The sequence below is a fragment of the Bacteroides sp. HMSC067B03 genome, assembly GCF_001811315.1.
Lineage (GTDB): Bacteria > Bacteroidota > Bacteroidia > Bacteroidales > Bacteroidaceae > Bacteroides > Bacteroides faecis.
The window spans coordinates 104,512-125,082 of sequence record NZ_KV804458.1; the positions used below are offsets into that span (position 1 = coordinate 104,512).

The following is a 20,571-nucleotide window of genomic DNA, read 5'->3' on the forward strand; positions in this document are numbered from 1 at the left end:
TCGTGCTTTCTGCATCCCCCCGAAATGGCAATACTTCCGCTTCGCTTATCAATTCTTCCCTTCTTCCGTATTTCTGAATTGTACGGCACTCTGACCTGTCATGTTTTTGAAAAAACGGCTGAAGGAAGCCTGATCTTCAAAGCCCAGAATGTCGGCAATCTCTTTAGCGCTTTTGCTGCTGTAAAGCAGCAGGCGTTTGGCTTCTGCTTCTACGCGTTCGTGAATGACCCTTAGCGGAGAAGGTAACTTACAGGTTGAGAAAATGTTCGAAAGTGTTTTGGGAGACTTGTGAAGCATGTCGGCATAGTCTTGTACCTGCTTCTTGGTCCGGTAATGCTCGTCTACCAGATTGTAATACTGGCGGACAATCTCAAAGCCGGATTCCTTTTCCCGCGTGATATCCAGTCGCTGACGGGCGATTCGTGTGCATTGGATAATGAAGCGCTTCAGCAGGATACGTAGCATTTCTTCCTGCAGGCTGTCGGAAACGGTAAACTCGTTTTCCATGGCTTCGGTAATCTGATCCAGTTGCCGGCGTTCTTTTTCATTCAGAGTGAACCTGACAAGATGGGACGAACCGTTGAACAGGAAGCCACTGCATGATACTTCGTGGTCATTTCCATAGATACAATAGAAGTTACTGTTGAATAGCAAAGTCATATATTCACCTTCTATTGATTTAAATTCAAGATGTTGCAGATGAGTCAGTGAGATTACATCGTCTTTTGAAAGCACCATTTCCTGATGGTCAATTTCTACAGTGATGCTTCCTTGCCGGACCCATATAAACTTATAGAGTCCTTTTTCTTTTTGCAAAGCCTTCTCTGTCAGATATGAATCTGTGAGTGCGAGTGTTCCTTTTAGTTTGGTGTGATACTGTTGTAACATATTTATTCCTCCATAGCTGATGCGTCAAATGATAGTGGCAGTAAGTCGCCGATGCTTTTTACTTCGTAGATACATTCTTTGCCATATAGCAGAATGCGGATCGGTTGTCCGTAGCGTTTCTCCGTCTCCAGAATAACCTGGCGGCAGGCGCCGCAAGGAGGAATAGGTTTTTCTATAAAATCCTTTTCGGTTCTTGCTGCAATAGCGAGGGTCTTGATCGGTTGGTCGGGATACTGCGAGTTGGCATAAAACAGGGTAGTACGTTCCGCGCAAAGCCCTGACGGATAAGCTGCATTCTCCTGATTGGTTCCTGTCACAATGGTCCCGTCGTTCAGCAGTGCGGCGGCGCCTACTGAGAAATGTGAATAGGGAGCGTAGCTGCGGGCAGTTGCTTCCATGGCTGTTTTCATTAATGACTGGTCAGCCTCATTCAGTTCATCGTATTGATATACTTTAATTATAGCGGTAATTGTGAGGTCCTTCATATAGGTAAATAGGTTAGTTCTACATTATTAATGTTACAAAGTTAGAAAAGAGATTGATAATCCCAATTATTTTTCAGATTTTTGTGACCAATAATCCACATATCAATCAAAATGGAGAACAAATTGTATAGACTGGTCTTTTTAACTGTTCTTATTTTCTTTGCCGTAGGGGTACAGGCGCAAAGACGGAATGCACGTTATGTAGAATATATAAATAAGTATAGTGACTTGGCTGTGGAGCAGATGAAACTCCATAAAATTCCCGCAAGTATCACGCTGGCACAAGGATTGCTGGAGAGTGGGGCTGGAAACAGTCAGTTGGCACGTAAGAGTAATAACCACTTCGGTATAAAGTGTGGTGGCAGTTGGCGCGGGCGCACCGTTCGTCATGATGATGACGCGCGTAATGAATGTTTTCGGGCATATAGCCATCCCCGTGATTCGTACGAAGACCATTCTGATTTCTTGCGGAGAGGCGCTCGTTATGCCTTTCTTTTTAAACTGGACATCACTGATTACAAGGGATGGGCACGCGGACTGAAAAAAGCGGGATATGCCACCGATCCTTCCTATGCCAATCGTCTGATTACGATTATCGAAGATTACGATTTATATAAATATGACAGCAAAGGCGTTTACTCGGAGCGCAAACTGCGAAAGAACCCTTGGCTGCTGAGTCCGCATCCGGTATATATTGCCAATGATATCGCTTATATCGTAGCCCGTAGCGGAGATACCTTCAAAGATTTGGGTAAAGAATTTGATATCAGCTGGAAGAAATTGGTGAAATATAATGATTTGCAGCGTGATTATACACTCGTGGACGGAGATATTATTTACCTGAAGAGTAAAAAGAAGAAGGCGTCCAAGCCTCACACCGTATATATTGTAAGAGATGGAGACTCCATGCATGGCATTTCGCAGAAATATGGTATCCGTCTCAAAAATCTGTATAAGATGAACCGTAAGGACGGAGAATATATTCCGGAGGTAGGAGATCGTCTGCGTCTTCGCTAGAAGGCTGTTATATCCGTTTTTCTCCGGCACCGATGAAGCTATGCTCCGGCACCGGGGAACACCCCCTTCGGCACCGATGAGGAGGTGCTTCGCCACCGGGGAAGAAATTGCTGCCTTTTTTCTTTGCAAAAGTACTGCCGTATGAAAACTAAATGTCCTGCCCGTATGTTATTATGTATGATAAAACATGATTAATATATGAGTCTTAATATTGCAAAGGACAGTAAGAAACGTGTCGTCATAGTAGGCGGTGGTTTCGGTGGCTTGAAACTGGCTAATAAGCTGAAAAAATCAGGCTTTCAAGTGGTGTTGATAGATAAGAATAACTATCATCAGTTTCCTCCGTTAATTTATCAGGTGGCTTCGGCGGGTATGGAACCGACTTCCATTTCCTTCCCTTTCCGTAAGATATTCCAGCATCGGAAAGATTTTTATTTCCGGATGGCGGAAGTACGTGCCATTTTTCCCGAAAAGAACCTGATACAGACTTCCATAGGTAAGGCAGAATACGATTATCTTGTGCTGGCGGCAGGTACTACGACCAATTTCTTCGGTAATAAGCATATTGAAGAAGAAGCCATGCCTATGAAAAATGTATCCGAGGCTATGGGATTGAGAAATGCTCTTTTGGCCAATCTGGAACGTGCGGTAACCTGCTCCAACAAACAGGAGCAACAGGAATTACTGAACGTTGTGGTCGTTGGCGGCGGAGCTACAGGGGTGGAAGTTGCAGGAGTGCTTTCGGAAATGAAGAAATTTGTATTGCCGAATGATTATCCCGATATGCCCAGTAGTCTGATGCATATTTATCTGATAGAGGCCGGTCCACGATTACTCGCCGGAATGTCGGAGGACTCATCGAGCCATGCGGAGCAGTTCCTGCGCGAAATGGGAGTCAATATTCTTTTGAATAAGCGTGTTACGGATTATCGTAACCATAAAGTGACACTTGAAGATGGCAGTGAGATTGCTACCCGTACTTTCATTTGGGTAAGCGGAGTTACCGGAGTTTCTTTTGGAAATATGAATGCAGCTGCTATCGGTCGTGGAGGCCGTATCAAAGTAGATGCTTTTAACAGGGTAGAAGGTACGAATAATATATTTGCGATTGGTGACTTGTGTATCCTTTCCGGTGACGAAGATTATCCGAACGGACATCCCCAATTGGCACAGGTTGCCATTCAGCAGGGAGAATTGCTGGCAAAGAATCTGATCCGTCTGGAAAAAGGAAAAGAGATGAAGCCTTTTCATTATCGCAATTTAGGCTCGATGGCAACCGTTGGCCGTAATCGTGCCGTAGCTGAATTCAGTAAAGTGAAAATGCAAGGATGGTTTGCTTGGGTGATGTGGCTGGTAGTCCATCTGCGTTCTATTCTTGGAGTACGAAATAAAGTCGTGGTATTGCTGAACTGGGTATGGAATTACTTTACGTACGATCAGTCTATGCGTATGATAGTCTATGCCCGTAAAGCGAAAGAAATCCGCGACAGGGAAACAATAGAAGCTACAACTCATTGGGGCAAAGAACTCATACAAGAGCCGCAACCGGTAAAACAGGAGCCGCAGTCAGCCGAACCGAAAAAGGAATAATGCCGTTTTGCGATGGTGACGCTATCTAGTCGTGATAGTGACGCCATCATAAGAGGATAGTGACGCTATGATAACAGGATGGCGTCACTATATTTTTGAGCGGTGAATTCGTACAGGGTGTCCGATATCGGACACCCTGTTTTTGTTACTATCCATTGTTAATCAGATGATTATGATTTTGGCATAGATTTGGTATAATAAAAGGCAAAACAACTGAATGTGAAATTGTAAATACTTAGATATGGACAGAGAAATTCCGAAAGAGGTGCGCAATAAAGAACGCAATAAAAAAATCATCCGTTATTCATCAATAGGAGCAGCAGGTATTATTCTTGTCGGCGTACTTATATCAATCATGCGGACAGGAGTGGAAAAGAAGGATCTGGTACTTTCTACGATTGACAAAGGGATGATTGAAGTTAGTGTCAGTGCATCCGGCAAAGTAGTTCCCGCATTTGAAGAAATTATCAATTCACCTATCAACAGCCGCATCGTCGAGGTGTACAAAAAAGGTGGGGACAGTGTGGAAGTAGGTACTCCGATTTTGAAACTCGATCTTCAGAGCACGGAAACAGAATATAAGAAACTGCTTGACGAAGAGCAGATGCGCCGCTATAAGCTGGATCAGCTCCGTGTTAATAATCAGACGAAACTTTCTGATATGGCGATGCAGATTAAGGTTTCCGCCATGAAGTTGAGTCGTATGAAAGTAGAACTTCGAAATGAACATTATCTGGATAGTCTGGGAGCAGGAACCACAGATAAAGTGCGTCAGGCAGAATTGAGTTATAACGTAGCACAGCTGGAATACGAGCAGCTTCAACAGCAATATAAGAACGAAAAAGAAGTAGCGGCAGCCGAATTGAAAGTACAGGAACTGGATTTCAATATCTTTCGTAAAAGTCTTGCCGAAATGAAGCGTACACTGGACGATGCCCAGATTCGTTCTCCGCGTAAAGCTATTCTTACCTATATTAATAATCAGATTGGTGCCCAGATATCCCAAGGCGGACAGGTAGCTGTCATTTCAGATTTAAGCCATTTTAAAGTAGAAGGTGAAATAGCTGATACGTATGGCGACCGGGTTGCTGCCGGAGGAAAAGCGGTTGTGAAGATAGGTAATGACAAACTGGAAGGAACGGTCAGCAGTGTGACACCTTTGTCTAAAAACGGAGTTATTTCCTTTACAGTGCAGTTGAAAGATGATAATAACCATCGTTTACGTTCGGGGCTGAAAACGGACGTTTATGTGATGAACGCCGTGAAAGAAGATGTAATGCGGATGGCGAACGCTTCTTTCTATGTAGGACGTGGTGAGTATGAGCTTTTTGTTCAGACGGCAGACGATGAGTTGGTGAAACGTAAAGTTCAACTAGGAGATTCAAACTTTGAATATGTGGAAGTGGTGAGTGGTTTGCAGCCGGGAGATGTAGTGGTTGTCAGTGATATGAGTTCTTACAAGAACAAGAATAAGCTGAAAATGAGATAAAACGGATAATAGGTTTCGTATGGGTTGGGTATAATGAAATATGATATAGAATAAATTAAATACTTATAATTATGATAACATTGACTTCTCTTTCCAAGATTTACCGTACGGACGAGATCGAAACGGTCGCATTGGAAAATGTGAACCTGACAGTAGAACGCGGGGAATTTCTGAGTATTATGGGACCGTCCGGATGTGGTAAATCCACGTTGCTGAATATCATGGGGCTGCTTGATGCACCTACAACGGGGACGATTGAAATTAATGGTACGCACACCGAGGGAATGAAAGATAAGCAACTGGCGGCTTTCCGTAACAAAACGCTGGGTTTTGTATTCCAGTCCTTCCATCTGATTAACTCGCTCAATGTGATGGATAATGTTGAATTACCGTTGCTCTATCGTCGTATCAGCAATAGTGAACGTAAACGTCTGGCAAAAGAAGTACTGGAAAAAGTCGGATTAAGTCATCGTATGAATCACTTCCCTACGCAACTTTCCGGTGGTCAGTGCCAGCGTGTGGCAATAGCACGTGCAATCGTTGGCAATCCGGAGATCATTCTTGCCGATGAGCCTACCGGTAATCTGGATTCTAAGATGGGAGCGGAAGTCATGGAACTTCTCCATCGGCTGAATAAGGAAGACGGGCGTACGATTGTGATGGTAACGCATAATGAAGAACAGGCTAAACAGACCTCCAGGACTATTCGTTTCTTTGACGGTCGCCAGGTGCAGTAATCTCTAGTTGAAAATTCTAAAACAGATAATCATGACGAAGAATATTTTTATAACAGCAGTGGCCGTATTGTTAAGTGTGGCACTTTGTCCGCTTTGGGCACAAAATGTGAGTGAAGACTGTAAAGTGGGCGAATTTTCCGCAATCAATCTTCAGTCTGTAGGTAACATTGTCTTTACTCAGTCGGACACATATTCCTGTAGGATGGAAGGACCTTTTGAGTATGTTGATAAGACCAAAGTAACCGTAAAGGGAGAAACATTAGTTATCGAATATAAGCAGAAGAATGTAAAAAACGTCAAGAACCTGACATTTTATATAACAGCTCCGGATTTGAACAACGTCAAGATAGATGGTGTCGGTAACTTCAATGCCAGAGAATCTTTGAAACTGAAAAACATTACTTTTAAACTTGATGGAGTAGGAAATTGTGAGGTGAAAAATCTTCGTTGTGATGAGGTGCAATTAATAGTAGACGGAGTAGGGAATATGGAAATGAATGTAAACTGTAATACTATAAAAGCCAAGGTGGATGGGGTGGGGAATATCACTTTGTCCGGCAAGGCAGACAGGGCTTCTCTGAAACGTGACGGAGTGGGGAGAATCAATCATAAAAAGTTGAAATGTCCGGATGTGAGCACTAAAGGCTGGTGATTCTGATAAGTATGAAAATGAATGAGAAGATAATGCAACAACAATGATAAAACTCTATTTCAAACAAGCATTTCACCTGTTGAAGGAGAATAAGTTACTTTCTTCTATCTCCATCATAGGTACGGCATTGGCTATCGCTATGATTATGGTGATCGTCATCACATTGCGTGCTACCATTGCACCTTTTGCTCCGGAAAGTTACCGTGACCGCATGTTGATTTTCAGGTATGCAGGTTTTCAGTATAAAACTAATGAGAACTGGCAGAGTAACGGCCCTGTTTCTTATAAGACAGCGAAAGCTTGTTTTAAAGATATGACTACGCCCGAGGCCGTTTCTATAACTAGCAGTTTTGCGGAAACGATGTTGGCCGCCAAGCCTGCGGGTGAAAAGGTTAGTTGCAGCGTATTGCAGGTGGATGATGATTTCTGGAAAGTATTCCAGTTCGATTTCCTTTCGGGGTATCCGTTTGATAAGGCAACTTTTGATGCCGGTGCAACAAAGGCAGTGATAACTGAGGATATAGCCCGCCAATTGTTCGGAACGACGGATGTAGTCGGAAAAACATTCCTTTTAAATCATTCTGCTTATATGATTTGTGGGGTAGTGCGCCCTGTTTCCAAACTGGCACGATATGCTTATGCCCAGATATGGATTCCTTTGAGTTCTACGGATGCGTTTACTGCCAGTTGGGAAAACTATGGAATTATGGGAATGGTGAGTGTTTACATTCTGGCTAAATCGCAGGATGATTTTCCGGCGATCCGTATGGAAGCCGAACGTCTTAGGGACAAATATATGGAAGGTTATCCGGATTATAAATTACTTTATCGTGACCAGCCGGACACTTATTTCGTAGCGGCACAACGATATTCGGCCAATAATCCTCCGGCTGTGAAGCAGGCTGTCCGTCAGTATGTAATAACTTTAATCATTTTGTTGATTGTTCCTGCTGTCAACCTTTCCGGACTGACATTGTCGCGTATGCGCAAACGTCTTTCTGAAATTGGTGTTCGAAAAGCTTTTGGTGCACCTAGACGCGAACTGATGATGCAGGTGCTTTCTGAAAATATGCTTTATTCACTGTTGGGTGGAGTGCTCGGATTAGTTTTGAGTTATGCCGCTACCTTCTTCTTGGGAAGTATGCTGTTTTCTATAGACTTTATGGATAATGGTGTGACGGATTTGCGTGCAATGTGTATGGATCTGTTGTTCGATCCTGCTGTATTCTTGCTGGCGTTCTTTGCTTGCTTCACACTTAATTTATTGAGTGCGGCAATTCCGGCATGGAGAGTGACACGGACCAATATTGTGGATGCCATCAATGAGAGATAACCGGAACATTCAACAAACTAATTTTAAAAAAGATGCAACTGTTAAAACAAATATGGAATGAACGCCGTTCGAATGGGTGGCTGTGGGCAGAATTGCTGATTGTTTTCGTTGTACTGTGGTACATTGTCGATTGGACTTATGCAACGGCGCGTACTTATTACGAACCGTTGGGATATGATATTACCAATACTTACTATCTGGAACTCAGTCTGAAAAATAATAAGAGTGATTCTTATATCCCGAAAGGACAGAAAGAAACGACGACAGGGCAAGACATTATTGAGCTGACTAACCGCCTGCGTCGTTTGCCGGAAGTGGAGGCAGTCTCCATATCAGTGAATGCACGTCCGTATATAGGAAGTAATTCCGGTATCAGATTTCGCCTTGATACGTTGGTACGTAGTCCGTTGAAACGTCCGGTGACGCCGGAATTCTTTCAGGTATTCCGTTATCAGAGCGCGGATGGTCAGGGCTATCGGCCTTTGGTGCAGGCTATAAAGAATGGAAATTCGGTTATTGGTGAGAATATATGGCCCGACGATTATAAAGGTGACCGCACACTACTCGGAAAAGAAGTAATAAATGTGGATGATTCTACCAATGTCTATAAAATAGCCGCCGTATCTACCAAAGTACGTTACAATGACTTTTGGTCTAATTATGGTGACCGATATATGGCTGTACCTTTTACAGAGACAGAGTTAGCCGAGAATAATGACGACCTGTATCCAGTCAATGTTGAAGTTTGCCTGCGTGTAAAGCCGAATACCGCTGCCGGTTTTTCGGAACGTCTGATGGAACTCTCGGATACTCAGTTAAGTGTAGGAAACCTCTTCATACTGAAAGTACACGATTACGAAGCGATACGCGAAATCTACAATCGTAGCAATGTCAATCAGATGCAGACGCGGTTCTGGATGATGGGTTTCCTGCTGGTTAATATACTCTTGGGCATTGTCGGTACGTTTTGGTTCCGCACCCAGCACCGTCGTGGAGAGCTCGGACTTCGTATTGCAGTCGGTTCCACCCGTATGGGGATTTGGCACCGTCTTAATAAAGAAGGATTGTTGCTGTTGACTCTGGCTGCTGTTCCTGCTGCTGTTCTTTGTTATAATATAGGATATCTGGAACTGACAGAAGGTGGTATAGAATGGAGTATCCTTCGTTTTCTTATAGCGTTCTGTGCGACCTGTTTTTTGATGGCTTTGATGATACTCATAGGCATTTGGTTCCCTGCCCGGCAGGCCATTCGCGTGCAGCCGGCAGAAGCCTTGCGGGAGGAATAAAAAACTGGAGCTATTTGCATTGTTTTCAATATAATAACTTATCTTTGTAGGCAAAATGTTGAAAACAATGCAGCTTCTTAGCTTATGAACCGACAATATTACTGTTTGTTTGTAGTTTTGCTCTTTGCTGTTTTTGCCCGGGTGGCGGCAGCGGAACACACATACAACGTACTTTTTATTCAATCATATACCTCTCAAACTCCCTGGCACAATGACCTGAATGAGGGGTTGGCAAAGGGGTTCAGAGAGAATGGACTGACTGTGAATATTACTACTGAATATCTGGATGCGGATTTTTGGTCATTCAACTCAGAGAAGGTGATTATGCGCCGTTTTTGTCAGCGCGCCCGTGACAAGAAAACGGATCTGATTATCACAGCAAGCGATGAGGCTTTCTACACACTTTTTTCTTCCGGCGATTCGTTGCCTTATCAGGTTCCGGTTGTGTTTTTTGGAATCAAGTATCCCGATAATGAACTTATAGCGAGCCTCCCTAATGTATGTGGATTTACCGCCAATCCTGATTTTCATGTAATTTTAAAGCAGGCACGAAAGGTATTTCCCCAGCGGAAAGAAGTGATATGCGTGATTGACAACAGCTTTCTGAGTAACAAGGGGCGTGAGGACTTCAAACAAGAGTGGTTGCTTTTTCAGGAGGAAAATCCGGATTACAACATGAAACTCTACAATACCCAGCACGAGTCAACCAATCATATTATTGCAGCTATCTGCTATCCCCGCAATAGTTATGCGCGTATTGTTGTTGCCCCGAAATGGTCACCATTCCTTTCATTTGTTGGGAAGAACTCCAAAGCTCCCGTCTTTTCCAGTCAGAATGTGGGATTGATGAACGGTGTATTTGCTGCGTATGATGCGGATGCATATACTTCTGCGGTATCTGCTGCAACGAAGGCATCGAGAGTCTTGAAGGGTGAATCTCCATTGGAGTTGGGAGTGACGGAGACAAAGCAAGGATTTATTTTCGACTACAAGCAGCTGGACTTTTTTCACATAGATCCGGATAAGGTGTCTTCCAGCGGTGTCATTGTCAATCGCCCGTATTGGGAAAGATACAAATTATTATTTATTTTCCTCTATCCATCTATTCTGGCATTGCTGATAGCCTCTATTGTGTGGCTGATTCGCGTTAACCGACGTGAAGCCAAACGGCGGATACATGCCCAGACTCGCTTGTTGGTACAGAATAAACTGGTGGAGCAGCGTAATGAATTTGATAATATCTTCCATTCCATACGTGACGGTGTGATTACGTATGATACCGATCTTCATATCCACTTCACGAACCGTTCTCTGCTGAAGATGCTTCATTTGCCATCGGAATCGGGAGGACGGAATTATGAAGGAATGATGGCGGGCAGTATTTTCAAGATATACTATAATGGTCAGGATATCCTTCACAATATGTTGAGGAAGGTGGAAGAAACCGGGCAAAGTATTATTATTCCTGATGGTTCCTTTATGAAAGAAGTCCACAGTGAGCATTATTTCCCGGTTTCCGGAGAGATTGTTCCGATCCATTCCGGAGGACAGATTACAGGCATGGCTCTTTCAGCACGTAACGTATCAGATGAAGAAATGCAGAAACGTTTCTTTAACATGGCTGTGGAGGAGAGTGCCATCTACCCCTGGCAGTTTGATGTGGAGAGTAACAGCTTCATTTTTCCGCAAGGATTTCTTGTGCGCTTTGGGTATGACGGATCGATCACTTCCATTACCCGTGATGAAATGGATCGTATGGTTTATCCGGAGGATTTGAAGGAAATGCGTATTCTCTTTGATAAAACATTGGCGGGAAAAGAAACCAATACCCGTTTGAATTTCCGTCAGCGTAATGCCAATGGAGAATATGAATGGTGGGAATACCGTTCCTCTGTCATTTCCGGTCTGACAAGAGACTCGTTGTATAATATATTAGGTGTATGTCAAAGTATCCAGCGTTATAAAACAGCGGAACAGGAGATGCGGGAGGCACGTGATAAAGCGCTCCAGGCAGATAAACTGAAATCGGCTTTCCTTGCCAATATGAGCCATGAGATCCGTACGCCGTTGAATGCTATTGTCGGTTTCTCCGACTTACTGAGTGATACAAGTGGCTTTACCGAAGAAGAAATAGCACAATTTATAGCAACGATCAATAAGAATTGCGGGCTGTTGCTTGCATTGATTAACGATATTCTTGATTTATCACGTATCGAGTCGGGAACAATGGAATTTATGTTTGCCAATCATAATTTGCCTCTGCTGCTGAAGACTGTGCATGATTCGCAACGGCTGAATATGCCACCGAGAGTAGAGTTGGTTCTTCGTATGCCCGACAATGAGAAAAAATATCTGGTGACAGATAATGTCCGTTTGCAACAAGTCGTAAATAATCTGATAAATAATGCTGCTAAGTTTACGAGTTACGGCTCCATCACTTTCGGATATGAGGAAGATGAAGACCCCGGATACACCAGAATCTTTGTAGAAGATACAGGAGTCGGTATTTCCGAAGAGGGTATCCGGCATATCTTCGAACGATTCTATAAAGTGGATAACTTTACTCAGGGGGCAGGGCTGGGATTAAGTATCTGCCAGACGATCGTTGAACGTCTGAAAGGTACTATCTTTGTGACCTCCGAAGTAGGCAAGGGAACTCGTTTCACAGTACGTATCCCGAATTTCTGCGAATAAAACAGAACGTTCATTTTTGTGCATAGTGTCCGAAAATGAACACTGGCGTCTTTTTATAAACGATTGATAGTAAATGTATTATTCTTTTGGCACATGGTTTGATTCTATCTGAATGGAAAATACCGTGTACAATGAAAAAGAAAAGTATATTGTTTGTTTTGGCTGCAGTTTGCCTGCCTTTGGCAGTGTCGGCACAGAAGGAGAGGGAAATCACCTTGAATGAAGCTATCGCTATGGCGCGTGTGCAGTCTGTTGACGCTGCTGTTGCCTTGAATGAGTTAAAAACATCTTATTGGGAATATCGGACCTTCCGTGCCGATCTTCTTCCGGAAATTAATCTGAAAGGAACATTGCCTAATTACAATAAGTCTTACGGTTCCTATCAGAATCCTGACGGCTCTTATAGTTTTGTCCGCAACAGTGCTTTAGGGCTTTCCGGTGAACTCTCCATCGACCAGAATATCTGGCTTACCGGTGGGCAACTTTCATTGACCTCCTCTCTCGACTACCTGAAGCAGTTAGGTAATAATGGTGACCGTCACCTGATGTCTGTTCCCGTCACTTTGAAACTGACGCAACCGATTCTTGGCGTGAATAACGTGAAGTGGAACCGGCGTATAGAACCTGTACGCTATGCCGAAGCGAAAGCAGAGTTTATCACGGCTACCGAAGAAGTAACGATGCGGACTATTACCTATTATTTTGATCTGCTGTTGGCGAAAGAGACTCTTGGAACTGCACGGCAGAATCTGACGAATGCCAATCAACTTTACGAGGTTGCTATAGCTAAACGCAAGATGGGGCAGATTTCAGAAAATGAGCTTCTTCAATTAAAACTTTCGGCTCTGAATGCGAAAGCCGCATTGACTGAAGCGGAAAGTGATCTGAATGCCAAAATGTTTCAGCTCCGTGCTTTTCTGGGAATAGGAGAGGATGAAGTCCTTTGTCCTGTGGTTCCCGAGACCGTAGACGGTGGCAAGATGGAATATAATATGGTATTGAATAAGGCACTGGAACGTAATTCCTTTGCTCAGAATATTCGTCGCCGCCAGCTGGAGGCCGATTATGCGGTAGCTACGGCGCGTGGCAATCTGCGCAGCATTAATTTGTTTGCCAGTGTGGGGTATACGGGGGAGAGTCGTGAACTTTCCAGTGTTTATAAAAACTTGCAGGACAATCAGATTGTGCAGGTAGGTGTTCAGATTCCGATTCTGGACTGGGGAAAGAGACGTGGAAAGGTACGGGTAGCGAAAAGCAACCGGGATGTAGTGCTTTCGAAAATCCGGCAGGAACAGATCAATTTCAACCAGGATATTTTCTTGCTGGTAGAGCATTTCAATAACCAGGCACAACAGTTGGCAATAGCCAAAGAAGCGGACGGAATAGCACAGCAACGTTACAAGACCAGTATTGAAACCTTCCTGATTGGTAAAATCAACACGCTGGACTTGAATGATGCACAGAACTCCAAAGATGAAGCGCGCCGGAAACATATCTCCGAACTTTATTATTACTGGTATTACTTTTATCAGATTCGTAGTCTGACTCTTTGGGATTTTCAGGCTAACACAGAATTAGAGGCTGACTTTGAAGAAATAGTACGGCAATAGCTGTTAATCAGAGAATCTGTTGCCGGTGTTGAGTATTTGCGATATCTTTGTCATAAGAAATATAAGCTATGATTTTAATAATAGACGACGACAGTGCAGTGCGTTCTTCACTCAGTTTTATGCTGAAGCGGGCCGGTTATGAAGCACAGGCAGTTCCCGGTCCCCGGGAAGCTATGGAGGTGGTACGTTCCGTAGCGCCGGATTTAATCTTGATGGATATGAACTTCACCCTTTCTACTACGGGCGAAGAAGGTCTGACACTGCTAAAGCAAGTGAAAATATTCCGTCCGGAGACTCCGGTGATACTGATGACTGCATGGGGAAGCATACAGCTGGCAGTGCAAGGTATGCAGGCAGGAGCTTTCGATTTTATCACCAAACCTTGGAATAACGCGGCATTATTGCAGCGTATTGGGACAGCTTTGGAACTGGCGGGCTCTTTCAAAGAGACAACGCAGGAGCAGAATGAAACTTTTGACCGTCGGCATATCATCGGTCGCAGTCAGGGGCTGATGGAAGTACTGAATACCATTGCCCGTATAGCGAAGACGAATGCTTCCGTATTGATAACCGGAGAAAGTGGGACAGGTAAGGAACTGATAGCTGAAGCGATACATATCAACAGTCAGCGTGCCAGACAACCTTTTGTTAAAGTGAACCTGGGAGGAATATCCCAAAGCCTGTTCGAAAGTGAAATGTTCGGTCATAAGAAAGGAGCTTTTACAGATGCTTCCTCCGACCGTATCGGACGTTTTGAAATGGCGAATAAAGGGACGATTTTCCTGGACGAAATCGGAGATCTCGATCCTTCCTGTCAGGTAAAGCTCTTGCGGGTGTTACAGGATCAGACGTTTGAAGTATTGGGAGACAGCCGTCCGCGTAAGACCGATATTCGTGTTGTCTCTGCTACCAATGCTGATTTGCGCAAGATGGTGAGTGAACGTACTTTCCGGGAAGATTTGTTTTACCGTATCAATCTGATAACAGTCAAACTGCCGGCTTTGCGTGAACGTCGGGAGGATATTCCTTTGCTGGCACGTCACTTTGCCGATCGTCAGGCAGAAGCCAATGGGCTTCCCCGCACTGAATTTTCTGCGGATGCTATGCAGTTCCTGAGCCGTTTACCCTATCCGGGAAATATCAGGGAGTTGAAGAATCTGGTAGAGCGTACGATTCTGGTCAATGGGAAACCGATACTTGATGCTGCCGATTTTGATGCTCAATATATCCGTCATGAAGATCAGAAAGTTGCCGAAGGCGCTTCTTTGGCAGGTATGACGCTGGATGAAATAGAACGGCAGACAATTCTGCAGGCTTTGGAACGTCATAAAGGAAATCTGAGTCAGGTAGCCACGGCACTTGGTATCAGTCGCGCTGCACTCTATCGGCGTCTGGAGAAGTTTGGAATCAGTGTTTAGCAGATAACTATCATTATGCGTATAAAAGGATTCTTTGGTATACTCGTTTTCCTGCTTCTGTTGTTGGGGGGTGGATTACTTTTCCTTTCAAGCCGGTTGAACCTGATCTATTTCTATGTAGGGGAGGGGCTGATCCTTTTTATCCTGTGCTATCTCCAGTTTTTCTATCGTAAGATTGTAAAGCCGCTGAACTCTATCGGAAGCGGTATGGAATTGTTGCGTGAACAGAATTTCAGCAGTCGGCTAAGTCCTGTGGGACAATATGAAGCCGACCGTATCGTGAACGTCTTTAACCGGATGATGGAACAACTTAAGAACGAACGTCTTCGTCTCCGCGAACAAAACAACTTCCTTGACTTGCTGATTAAAGCTTCTCCGATGGGAGTTATCATCACCTCTCTGGATGATGATCTTTCAGAACTTAACCCGATGGCACAGAAGATGCTGGGTGTCCGTCAGGAAGATGTTCAAGGTAGGAAAATGAGCGAGATAGACTCTCCGCTTGCTGTCGAACTGGCAAATGTTCCAAAAGGAGAGACAGTGACCGTCCGCCTGAATGACTCGAATATTTATAGATGTACGCATTCTTCTTTTATTGACCGTGGATTTCAGCATCCTTTCTTCCTGATAGAAAGTCTGACGGACGAAGTAATGAAGGCCGAGAAAAAAGCCTATGAGAAAGTGATCCGCATGATTGCCCATGAGGTGAACAATACCACAGCCGGAATCACCTCTACACTGGATACAGTAGAGCAGGCGCTTTCTACCGAAGAAGAGATGGATGATATATGCGATGTCATGCGTGTATGCATCGAACGCTGTTTCTCGATGAGCCGTTTTATCACTCGTTTTGCCGATGTAGTGAAGATCCCCGAGCCAACGCTTACTTCGGTCGACCTGAATGACCTCGCATTTACGTGTAAGCGTTTTATGGAGGGCATGTGTACCGACCGGAATATAACCCTTCGTCTGGAGATAGACGAAACGTTGAAAGAAGTAAAAATGGATGCCTCTCTTTTCGAACAAGTACTGGTGAACATCATCAAGAATGCTGCGGAAAGTATCGAAAAGGATGGAGAAATTATTGTCCGTACCCTTTCTCCCGCCACTATCGAAGTGGTAGATAATGGCAAGGGAATCAGCAAGGAAACAGAGGCAAAGCTGTTTAGCCCGTTCTTTTCCACTAAACCCAATGGGCAGGGAATCGGACTGATCTTTATCCGTGAGGTTCTGATGCGTCATGGCTGTACCTTCTCTTTGCGGACGTATACCGACGGATTGACCAGATTCCGTATTCTTTTTCCCTGATCAAACGTCAAAGGAGAACAGTTCTTCCGCTATATAGACCTTTTTTTGTTCTAAAATCCCTCATACCTTTGCCCCGCTCAATTCAATAGGATATCAAGGTATGAGATTAATAATCAAAGGTGCATTATCGCTCTTTCTTTTATTGGCTGTCAGTGTTCCGCTAAATGCCCAGTACATAGTGCAAGGCGTGGTGACTGATTCTCTGACAAGAGAACCTTTATCTTATGTATCCGTACGCCTGAAAAATACGACCGAAGGAACAACTACCGGAAGTGATGGCCGCTTTTACTTCAAGACACACCGTTCCGAAGGAACCCTTGTTATTTCGACCGTAGGCTATAATGAATACAGCCGTTTGATTCATCCGGCCCGTAACCTTTCGTATAAGGTAGCTCTTTCTCCTGCTACGTATGCTCTCAATGAAGTACTGGTAAAACCCAAGCGGGAACATTACAAGAAGAAAGACAATCCTGCCGTGGAGTTTGTCCGCCGGATGATAGAACACCGTGACGACCATTCACCCAATGAAAAGGATTTCTGGCAACGGGAGCGTTATGAGAAGACAACCTTTGCCCTGAATAATTTCGACGAGGAGAAACAGAAGAAATGGTTATACCGTAAATTCGACTTCCTGACAGAGTATGTGGATACTTCCGCCGTAACCGGAAAACCTATCCTGACTGTATCTGCACGGGAACTGCTTGCTACCGACTATTACCGTAAATCCCCTCATTCCGAAAAGCAATGGGTAAAGGGGCGCAAACAGGCGGGGGTAGATGAATTTCTTTCCAAACAAGGAATGCAGGCTGCTATCAATGAAGTTTTTAAAGACGTAGATATTTACGAGAACAACATTTCTCTGTTCACTAATAAGTTTGTCAGTCCTTTGTCCCGTATCGGTACAGGATTCTACAAATATTACCTGATGGATACTTTGCAGATAGGTGGTGAAACATGTGCAGACCTTGCCTTCACTCCTTTTAATTCCGAGTCTTTCGGCTTTAACGGACACCTCTACGTGACACTCGACTCCACTTATTTCGTCAAACGTGCCGTGCTGAACTTCCCAAAGAAGATCAATCTGAACTTCGTAGACTATATGTTGCTCGAACAAGAGTTCAAGCGTGCGGAAGACGGTACCCGTTTGCTCGACCACGAAAGCATCACCGTAGAATTTAAACTGACTGAAGGACAAGACGGTATCTTTGCCCGTCGGGTAGCAGATTACAGTAACTATTCTTTTGCTCCGACCGCAGAAGCTGATAAAGTTTTCGGCAAGCCGGAACGCATCATCGAAGAAACCGAAGCCTTGTCACGTCCCGAAACCTTCTGGGCGGAGAATCGTCCGCAAGCAGCCATCTCCCAACAGGAGAATTCGGTAGATTGCCTGATGACACAGCTACGTGGCTATCCGGTTTACTATTGGACGGAGAAGATATTATCCATTCTTTTCACCGGATATATTCCTACTTCTAAGGAAGCGCCTCTTTTCTATATCGGGCCGATGAACGCGACAATCAGTGGTAATACCCTCGAAGGACCGCGTATTCGTGGTGGTGGGATGACGACCGCATGGCTTAATCCCCATCTGTTTGGCAAAGGATATATTGCTTACGGATTTAAAGATGAAAGAGTAAAAGGGTTGGCGGAAATTGAATACTCATTCAAGAAGAAGAAAGAATATGCCAACGAGTTCCCCATTCATTCGTTGAAAGTACGCTATGAGTCGGACGTTAATCAATACGGTCAGAACTACCTTTATACAAGTAAGGACAACGTATTCCTTGCCTTGAAACGTGAGAAGGATGACCGTATCGGTTATTATCAGCAAGCAGAAATGACTTATACCAATGAGTTCTATTCCGGCTTTTCTTTCCAGCTCACGGCACGCCGGCGGACAGACGAATCTACCTATCTTATCCCTTTCTTGAAGAAAGAGGGGGAGGTCTATTCTCCGGTCAAAGACTTCTCTACCAGTGCGGCAGAATTAAAACTGCGTTATGCGCCGAATGAAAAATTTTTCCAGACGCAGTGGAACCGCTTTCCCGTATCGCTGGATGCTCCGGTGTTTACGCTGTCGCATACCATTGCCGGAAAAGGAGTGCTAGGAAGCGACTATACTTATAATCATACTGAAGCAGGCATACAGAAACGTTTCTGGTTTTCCGCTTTCGGTTATACAGATATTATATTGAAAGCCGGGAAGGTGTGGGACAAAGTACCGTTTCCGCTGCTCATCATGCCCAATGCGAACCTTTCTTATACCATTCAGCCGGAATCTTATTCATTAATGAACGCAATGGAATTCATGAATGACGAATATTTCTCATGGGATGTGACGTATTTCCTCAACGGATGGTTGTTCAATCGCATACCTTTGTTGAAAAAACTGAAGTGGAGGGAAATAGTTTCCTGTCGTGGACTTTATGGGCATTTGAGTGATAAAAATAATCCGGATATGACCGATGGTTTGTTCGCTTTTCCGATAGCAAACACCCGTACAATGGGAAAAACACCTTACGTAGAAGCGGGTGTGGGCATTGAAAACATTTTCAAGGTATTACGTCTGGACTATGTCTGGCGGCTTACATACCGGGATTCTCCCGATGTTGATAAGTCCGGCTTGAGAATAAGTCTCCACATGACCTTTTAAAAGTTAAATCCTGCTAATTGCAATGTTTATATAGCAAACAAAGGTCGTATTAGTAATTAATTAATCTTATTTTTGCATCAATTTTAGTTTAATTTTAATAGAATAGAAATGAAACAAGAAATTAAACCCGCTACCGGACGTCTGGGCGTGTTAGTAGTTGGAGTAGGTGGTGCGGTAGCTACCACAATGATTGTAGGTACACTAGCCTCTCGCAAGGGACTGGCAAAACCGATAGGATCTATTACACAGTTAGCCACAATGCGCATGGAAAACAACGAAGAAAAACTCATCAAAGACGTTGTGCCTTTGACTGATTTGAACGACATTGTTTTCGGTGGTTGGGATATTTTCCCGGATAACGCATACGAAGCTGCCATGTATGCTGAGGTTTTGAAAGAAAAAGACCTGAATGGTGTGAAAGATGAACTGGAAGCTATCAAGCCTATGCCGGCAGCTTTCGATCACAACTGGGCGAAACGTCTGAACGGTACTCATATCAAGAAGGCTGCTACCCGTTGGGAAATGGTAGAACAACTCCGTCAGGACATCCGCGACTTCAAGGCTGCCAACAACTGCGAACGTGTGGTTGTATTGTGGGCTGCAAGTACCGAAATCTACATTCCGCTGTCTGACGAACACATGTCACTCGCTGCTTTGGAGAAAGCAATGAAAGATAACAATACAGAAGTTATCTCTCCGAGTATGTGTTATGCATATGCTGCTATTGCAGAAGATGCTCCGTTTGTAATGGGTGCTCCTAACTTGTGTGTAGATACTCCTGCAATGTGGGAATTCTCTAAACAAAAGAATGTACCTATTTCAGGAAAAGACTTCAAGAGCGGTCAGACACTGATGAAAACAGTATTGGCACCGATGTTCAAGACCCGTATGCTGGGTGTGAACGGCTGGTTCTCTACTAACATCCTGGGTAATCGTGACGGTGAAGTACTGGACGATCCGGACAACTTCAAGACAAAGGAAGTTAGTAAGCTGTCAGTAATCGACACTATCTTCGAACCGGAGAAATATCCGGACCTCTATGGAGACGTTTATCATAAAGTACGTATCAACTACTATCCTCCACGTAAGGACAACAAAGAAGCATGGGATAACATCGACATCTTCGGATGGATGGGCTATCCGATGGAAATCAAGGTAAACTTCCTTTGCCGTGACTCTATCCTTGCTGCTCCTATTGCACTCGACTTGGTGTTGTTCAGTGATTTGGCTATGCGTGCCGGCATGTGTGGCATCCAGACATGGTTGTCATTCTTCTGCAAGAGCCCGATGCACGATTTCGAACATCAGCCGGAACACGACCTGTTCACTCAATGGAGAATGGTAAAACAGACATTGCGTAACATGATTGGTGAAAAAGAACCTGATTATTTGGCTTAATTCGGGAAAATGT

General features: G+C 44.2%; 15 protein-coding genes. 13 read left to right on the forward strand and 2 right to left on the reverse strand.

The window, feature by feature from the left end; translation table 11 throughout:
• Nucleotides 1-48: 48 nt before the first annotated feature.
• Both HMPREF2794_RS23270 and cdd read right to left on the reverse strand, forming a co-directional pair.
• Nucleotides 49-888, reverse strand: coding sequence for an AraC family transcriptional regulator (locus HMPREF2794_RS23270; RefSeq protein ID WP_010538784.1), 840 nt, complete (start codon nucleotides 886-888; stop codon nucleotides 49-51).
• 2 nt (nucleotides 889-890) lie between these two features.
• Entirely contained in the window at nucleotides 891-1,373 is a 483-nt protein-coding gene (gene cdd, locus HMPREF2794_RS23275) for a cytidine deaminase (RefSeq protein WP_010538783.1), read from the reverse strand.
• Between the two features lie 111 nt (nucleotides 1,374-1,484).
• Between cdd and HMPREF2794_RS23280 the strand changes: the two genes are divergently transcribed.
• From HMPREF2794_RS23280 to HMPREF2794_RS23340, 13 genes are all read left to right on the forward strand, one after another.
• A complete protein-coding gene (locus tag HMPREF2794_RS23280; RefSeq protein WP_010538782.1) occupies nucleotides 1,485-2,390 on the forward strand; it encodes a glucosaminidase domain-containing protein in 906 nt (301 codons plus the stop codon).
• Nucleotides 2,391-2,588: 198 nt separating this feature from the next.
• The gene (locus HMPREF2794_RS23285) at nucleotides 2,589-3,980 is read left to right on the forward strand and encodes an NAD(P)/FAD-dependent oxidoreductase (protein ID WP_070752835.1); all 1,392 of its coding nucleotides are present in this window, start codon (nucleotides 2,589-2,591) and stop codon (nucleotides 3,978-3,980) included.
• Between the two features lie 241 nt (nucleotides 3,981-4,221).
• Nucleotides 4,222-5,469, forward strand: a complete 1,248-nt coding sequence (locus HMPREF2794_RS23290) for an efflux RND transporter periplasmic adaptor subunit (RefSeq protein ID WP_010538780.1) — start codon at nucleotides 4,222-4,224, stop codon at nucleotides 5,467-5,469.
• 71 nt (nucleotides 5,470-5,540) lie between these two features.
• Nucleotides 5,541-6,206, forward strand: coding sequence for an ABC transporter ATP-binding protein (locus HMPREF2794_RS23295; RefSeq protein WP_010538779.1), 666 nt, complete (start codon nucleotides 5,541-5,543; stop codon nucleotides 6,204-6,206).
• 31 nt (nucleotides 6,207-6,237) lie between these two features.
• Nucleotides 6,238-6,858, forward strand: a complete 621-nt coding sequence (locus tag HMPREF2794_RS23300; RefSeq protein ID WP_010538778.1) for a GIN domain-containing protein — start codon at nucleotides 6,238-6,240, stop codon at nucleotides 6,856-6,858.
• A gap of 43 nt (nucleotides 6,859-6,901) precedes the next feature.
• Nucleotides 6,902-8,191, forward strand: coding sequence for an ABC transporter permease (locus HMPREF2794_RS23305; protein ID WP_010538777.1), 1,290 nt, complete (start codon nucleotides 6,902-6,904; stop codon nucleotides 8,189-8,191).
• A 32-nt stretch (nucleotides 8,192-8,223) separates the two neighbouring features.
• The gene (locus tag HMPREF2794_RS23310; protein WP_010538776.1) at nucleotides 8,224-9,477 is read left to right on the forward strand and encodes an ABC transporter permease; all 1,254 of its coding nucleotides are present in this window, start codon (nucleotides 8,224-8,226) and stop codon (nucleotides 9,475-9,477) included.
• Between the two features lie 84 nt (nucleotides 9,478-9,561).
• Nucleotides 9,562-12,171, forward strand: a complete 2,610-nt coding sequence (locus HMPREF2794_RS23315; protein ID WP_010538775.1) for a sensor histidine kinase — start codon at nucleotides 9,562-9,564, stop codon at nucleotides 12,169-12,171.
• Between the two features lie 131 nt (nucleotides 12,172-12,302).
• The gene (locus HMPREF2794_RS23320; protein ID WP_010538774.1) at nucleotides 12,303-13,781 is read left to right on the forward strand and encodes a TolC family protein; all 1,479 of its coding nucleotides are present in this window, start codon (nucleotides 12,303-12,305) and stop codon (nucleotides 13,779-13,781) included.
• A gap of 68 nt (nucleotides 13,782-13,849) precedes the next feature.
• A complete protein-coding gene (locus HMPREF2794_RS23325) occupies nucleotides 13,850-15,199 on the forward strand; it encodes a sigma-54-dependent transcriptional regulator (RefSeq protein WP_055270796.1) in 1,350 nt (449 codons plus the stop codon).
• 15 nt (nucleotides 15,200-15,214) lie between these two features.
• Nucleotides 15,215-16,507 (forward strand): sensor histidine kinase, encoded by a 1,293-nt coding sequence (locus tag HMPREF2794_RS23330; RefSeq protein ID WP_055270794.1) that lies wholly within the window; start codon nucleotides 15,215-15,217, stop codon nucleotides 16,505-16,507.
• A gap of 100 nt (nucleotides 16,508-16,607) precedes the next feature.
• Entirely contained in the window at nucleotides 16,608-19,160 is a 2,553-nt protein-coding gene (locus HMPREF2794_RS23335) for a DUF5686 and carboxypeptidase-like regulatory domain-containing protein (protein WP_055270792.1), read from the forward strand.
• Nucleotides 19,161-19,268: 108 nt separating this feature from the next.
• The gene (locus HMPREF2794_RS23340; protein ID WP_008762240.1) at nucleotides 19,269-20,558 is read left to right on the forward strand and encodes an inositol-3-phosphate synthase; all 1,290 of its coding nucleotides are present in this window, start codon (nucleotides 19,269-19,271) and stop codon (nucleotides 20,556-20,558) included.
• The last annotated feature ends 13 nt before the right edge of the window (nucleotides 20,559-20,571 follow it).

Bases quoted from the DNA above. Each gene is read 5' to 3' on its own strand.
- HMPREF2794_RS23330 (WP_055270794.1), top strand. From the start codon at position 15,215: ATGCGTATAAAAGGATTCTTTGGTATACTCGTTTTCCTGCTTCTGTTG.
- HMPREF2794_RS23315 (WP_010538775.1), top strand. From the start codon at position 9,562: ATGAACCGACAATATTACTGTTTGTTTGTAGTTTTGCTCTTTGCTGTT.
- cdd (WP_010538783.1), bottom strand. From the start codon at position 1,373: ATGAAGGACCTCACAATTACCGCTATAATTAAAGTATATCAATACGAT.
- HMPREF2794_RS23270 (WP_010538784.1), bottom strand. From the start codon at position 888: ATGTTACAACAGTATCACACCAAACTAAAAGGAACACTCGCACTCACA.
- HMPREF2794_RS23305 (WP_010538777.1), top strand. From the start codon at position 6,902: ATGATAAAACTCTATTTCAAACAAGCATTTCACCTGTTGAAGGAGAAT.
- HMPREF2794_RS23340 (WP_008762240.1), top strand. From the start codon at position 19,269: ATGAAACAAGAAATTAAACCCGCTACCGGACGTCTGGGCGTGTTAGTA.
- HMPREF2794_RS23290 (WP_010538780.1), top strand. From the start codon at position 4,222: ATGGACAGAGAAATTCCGAAAGAGGTGCGCAATAAAGAACGCAATAAA.
- HMPREF2794_RS23280 (WP_010538782.1), top strand. From the start codon at position 1,485: ATGGAGAACAAATTGTATAGACTGGTCTTTTTAACTGTTCTTATTTTC.
- HMPREF2794_RS23335 (WP_055270792.1), top strand. From the start codon at position 16,608: ATGAGATTAATAATCAAAGGTGCATTATCGCTCTTTCTTTTATTGGCT.
- HMPREF2794_RS23300 (WP_010538778.1), top strand. From the start codon at position 6,238: ATGACGAAGAATATTTTTATAACAGCAGTGGCCGTATTGTTAAGTGTG.
- HMPREF2794_RS23285 (WP_070752835.1), top strand. From the start codon at position 2,589: ATGAGTCTTAATATTGCAAAGGACAGTAAGAAACGTGTCGTCATAGTA.
- HMPREF2794_RS23320 (WP_010538774.1), top strand. From the start codon at position 12,303: ATGAAAAAGAAAAGTATATTGTTTGTTTTGGCTGCAGTTTGCCTGCCT.
- HMPREF2794_RS23325 (WP_055270796.1), top strand. From the start codon at position 13,850: ATGATTTTAATAATAGACGACGACAGTGCAGTGCGTTCTTCACTCAGT.
- HMPREF2794_RS23310 (WP_010538776.1), top strand. From the start codon at position 8,224: ATGCAACTGTTAAAACAAATATGGAATGAACGCCGTTCGAATGGGTGG.
- HMPREF2794_RS23295 (WP_010538779.1), top strand. From the start codon at position 5,541: ATGATAACATTGACTTCTCTTTCCAAGATTTACCGTACGGACGAGATC.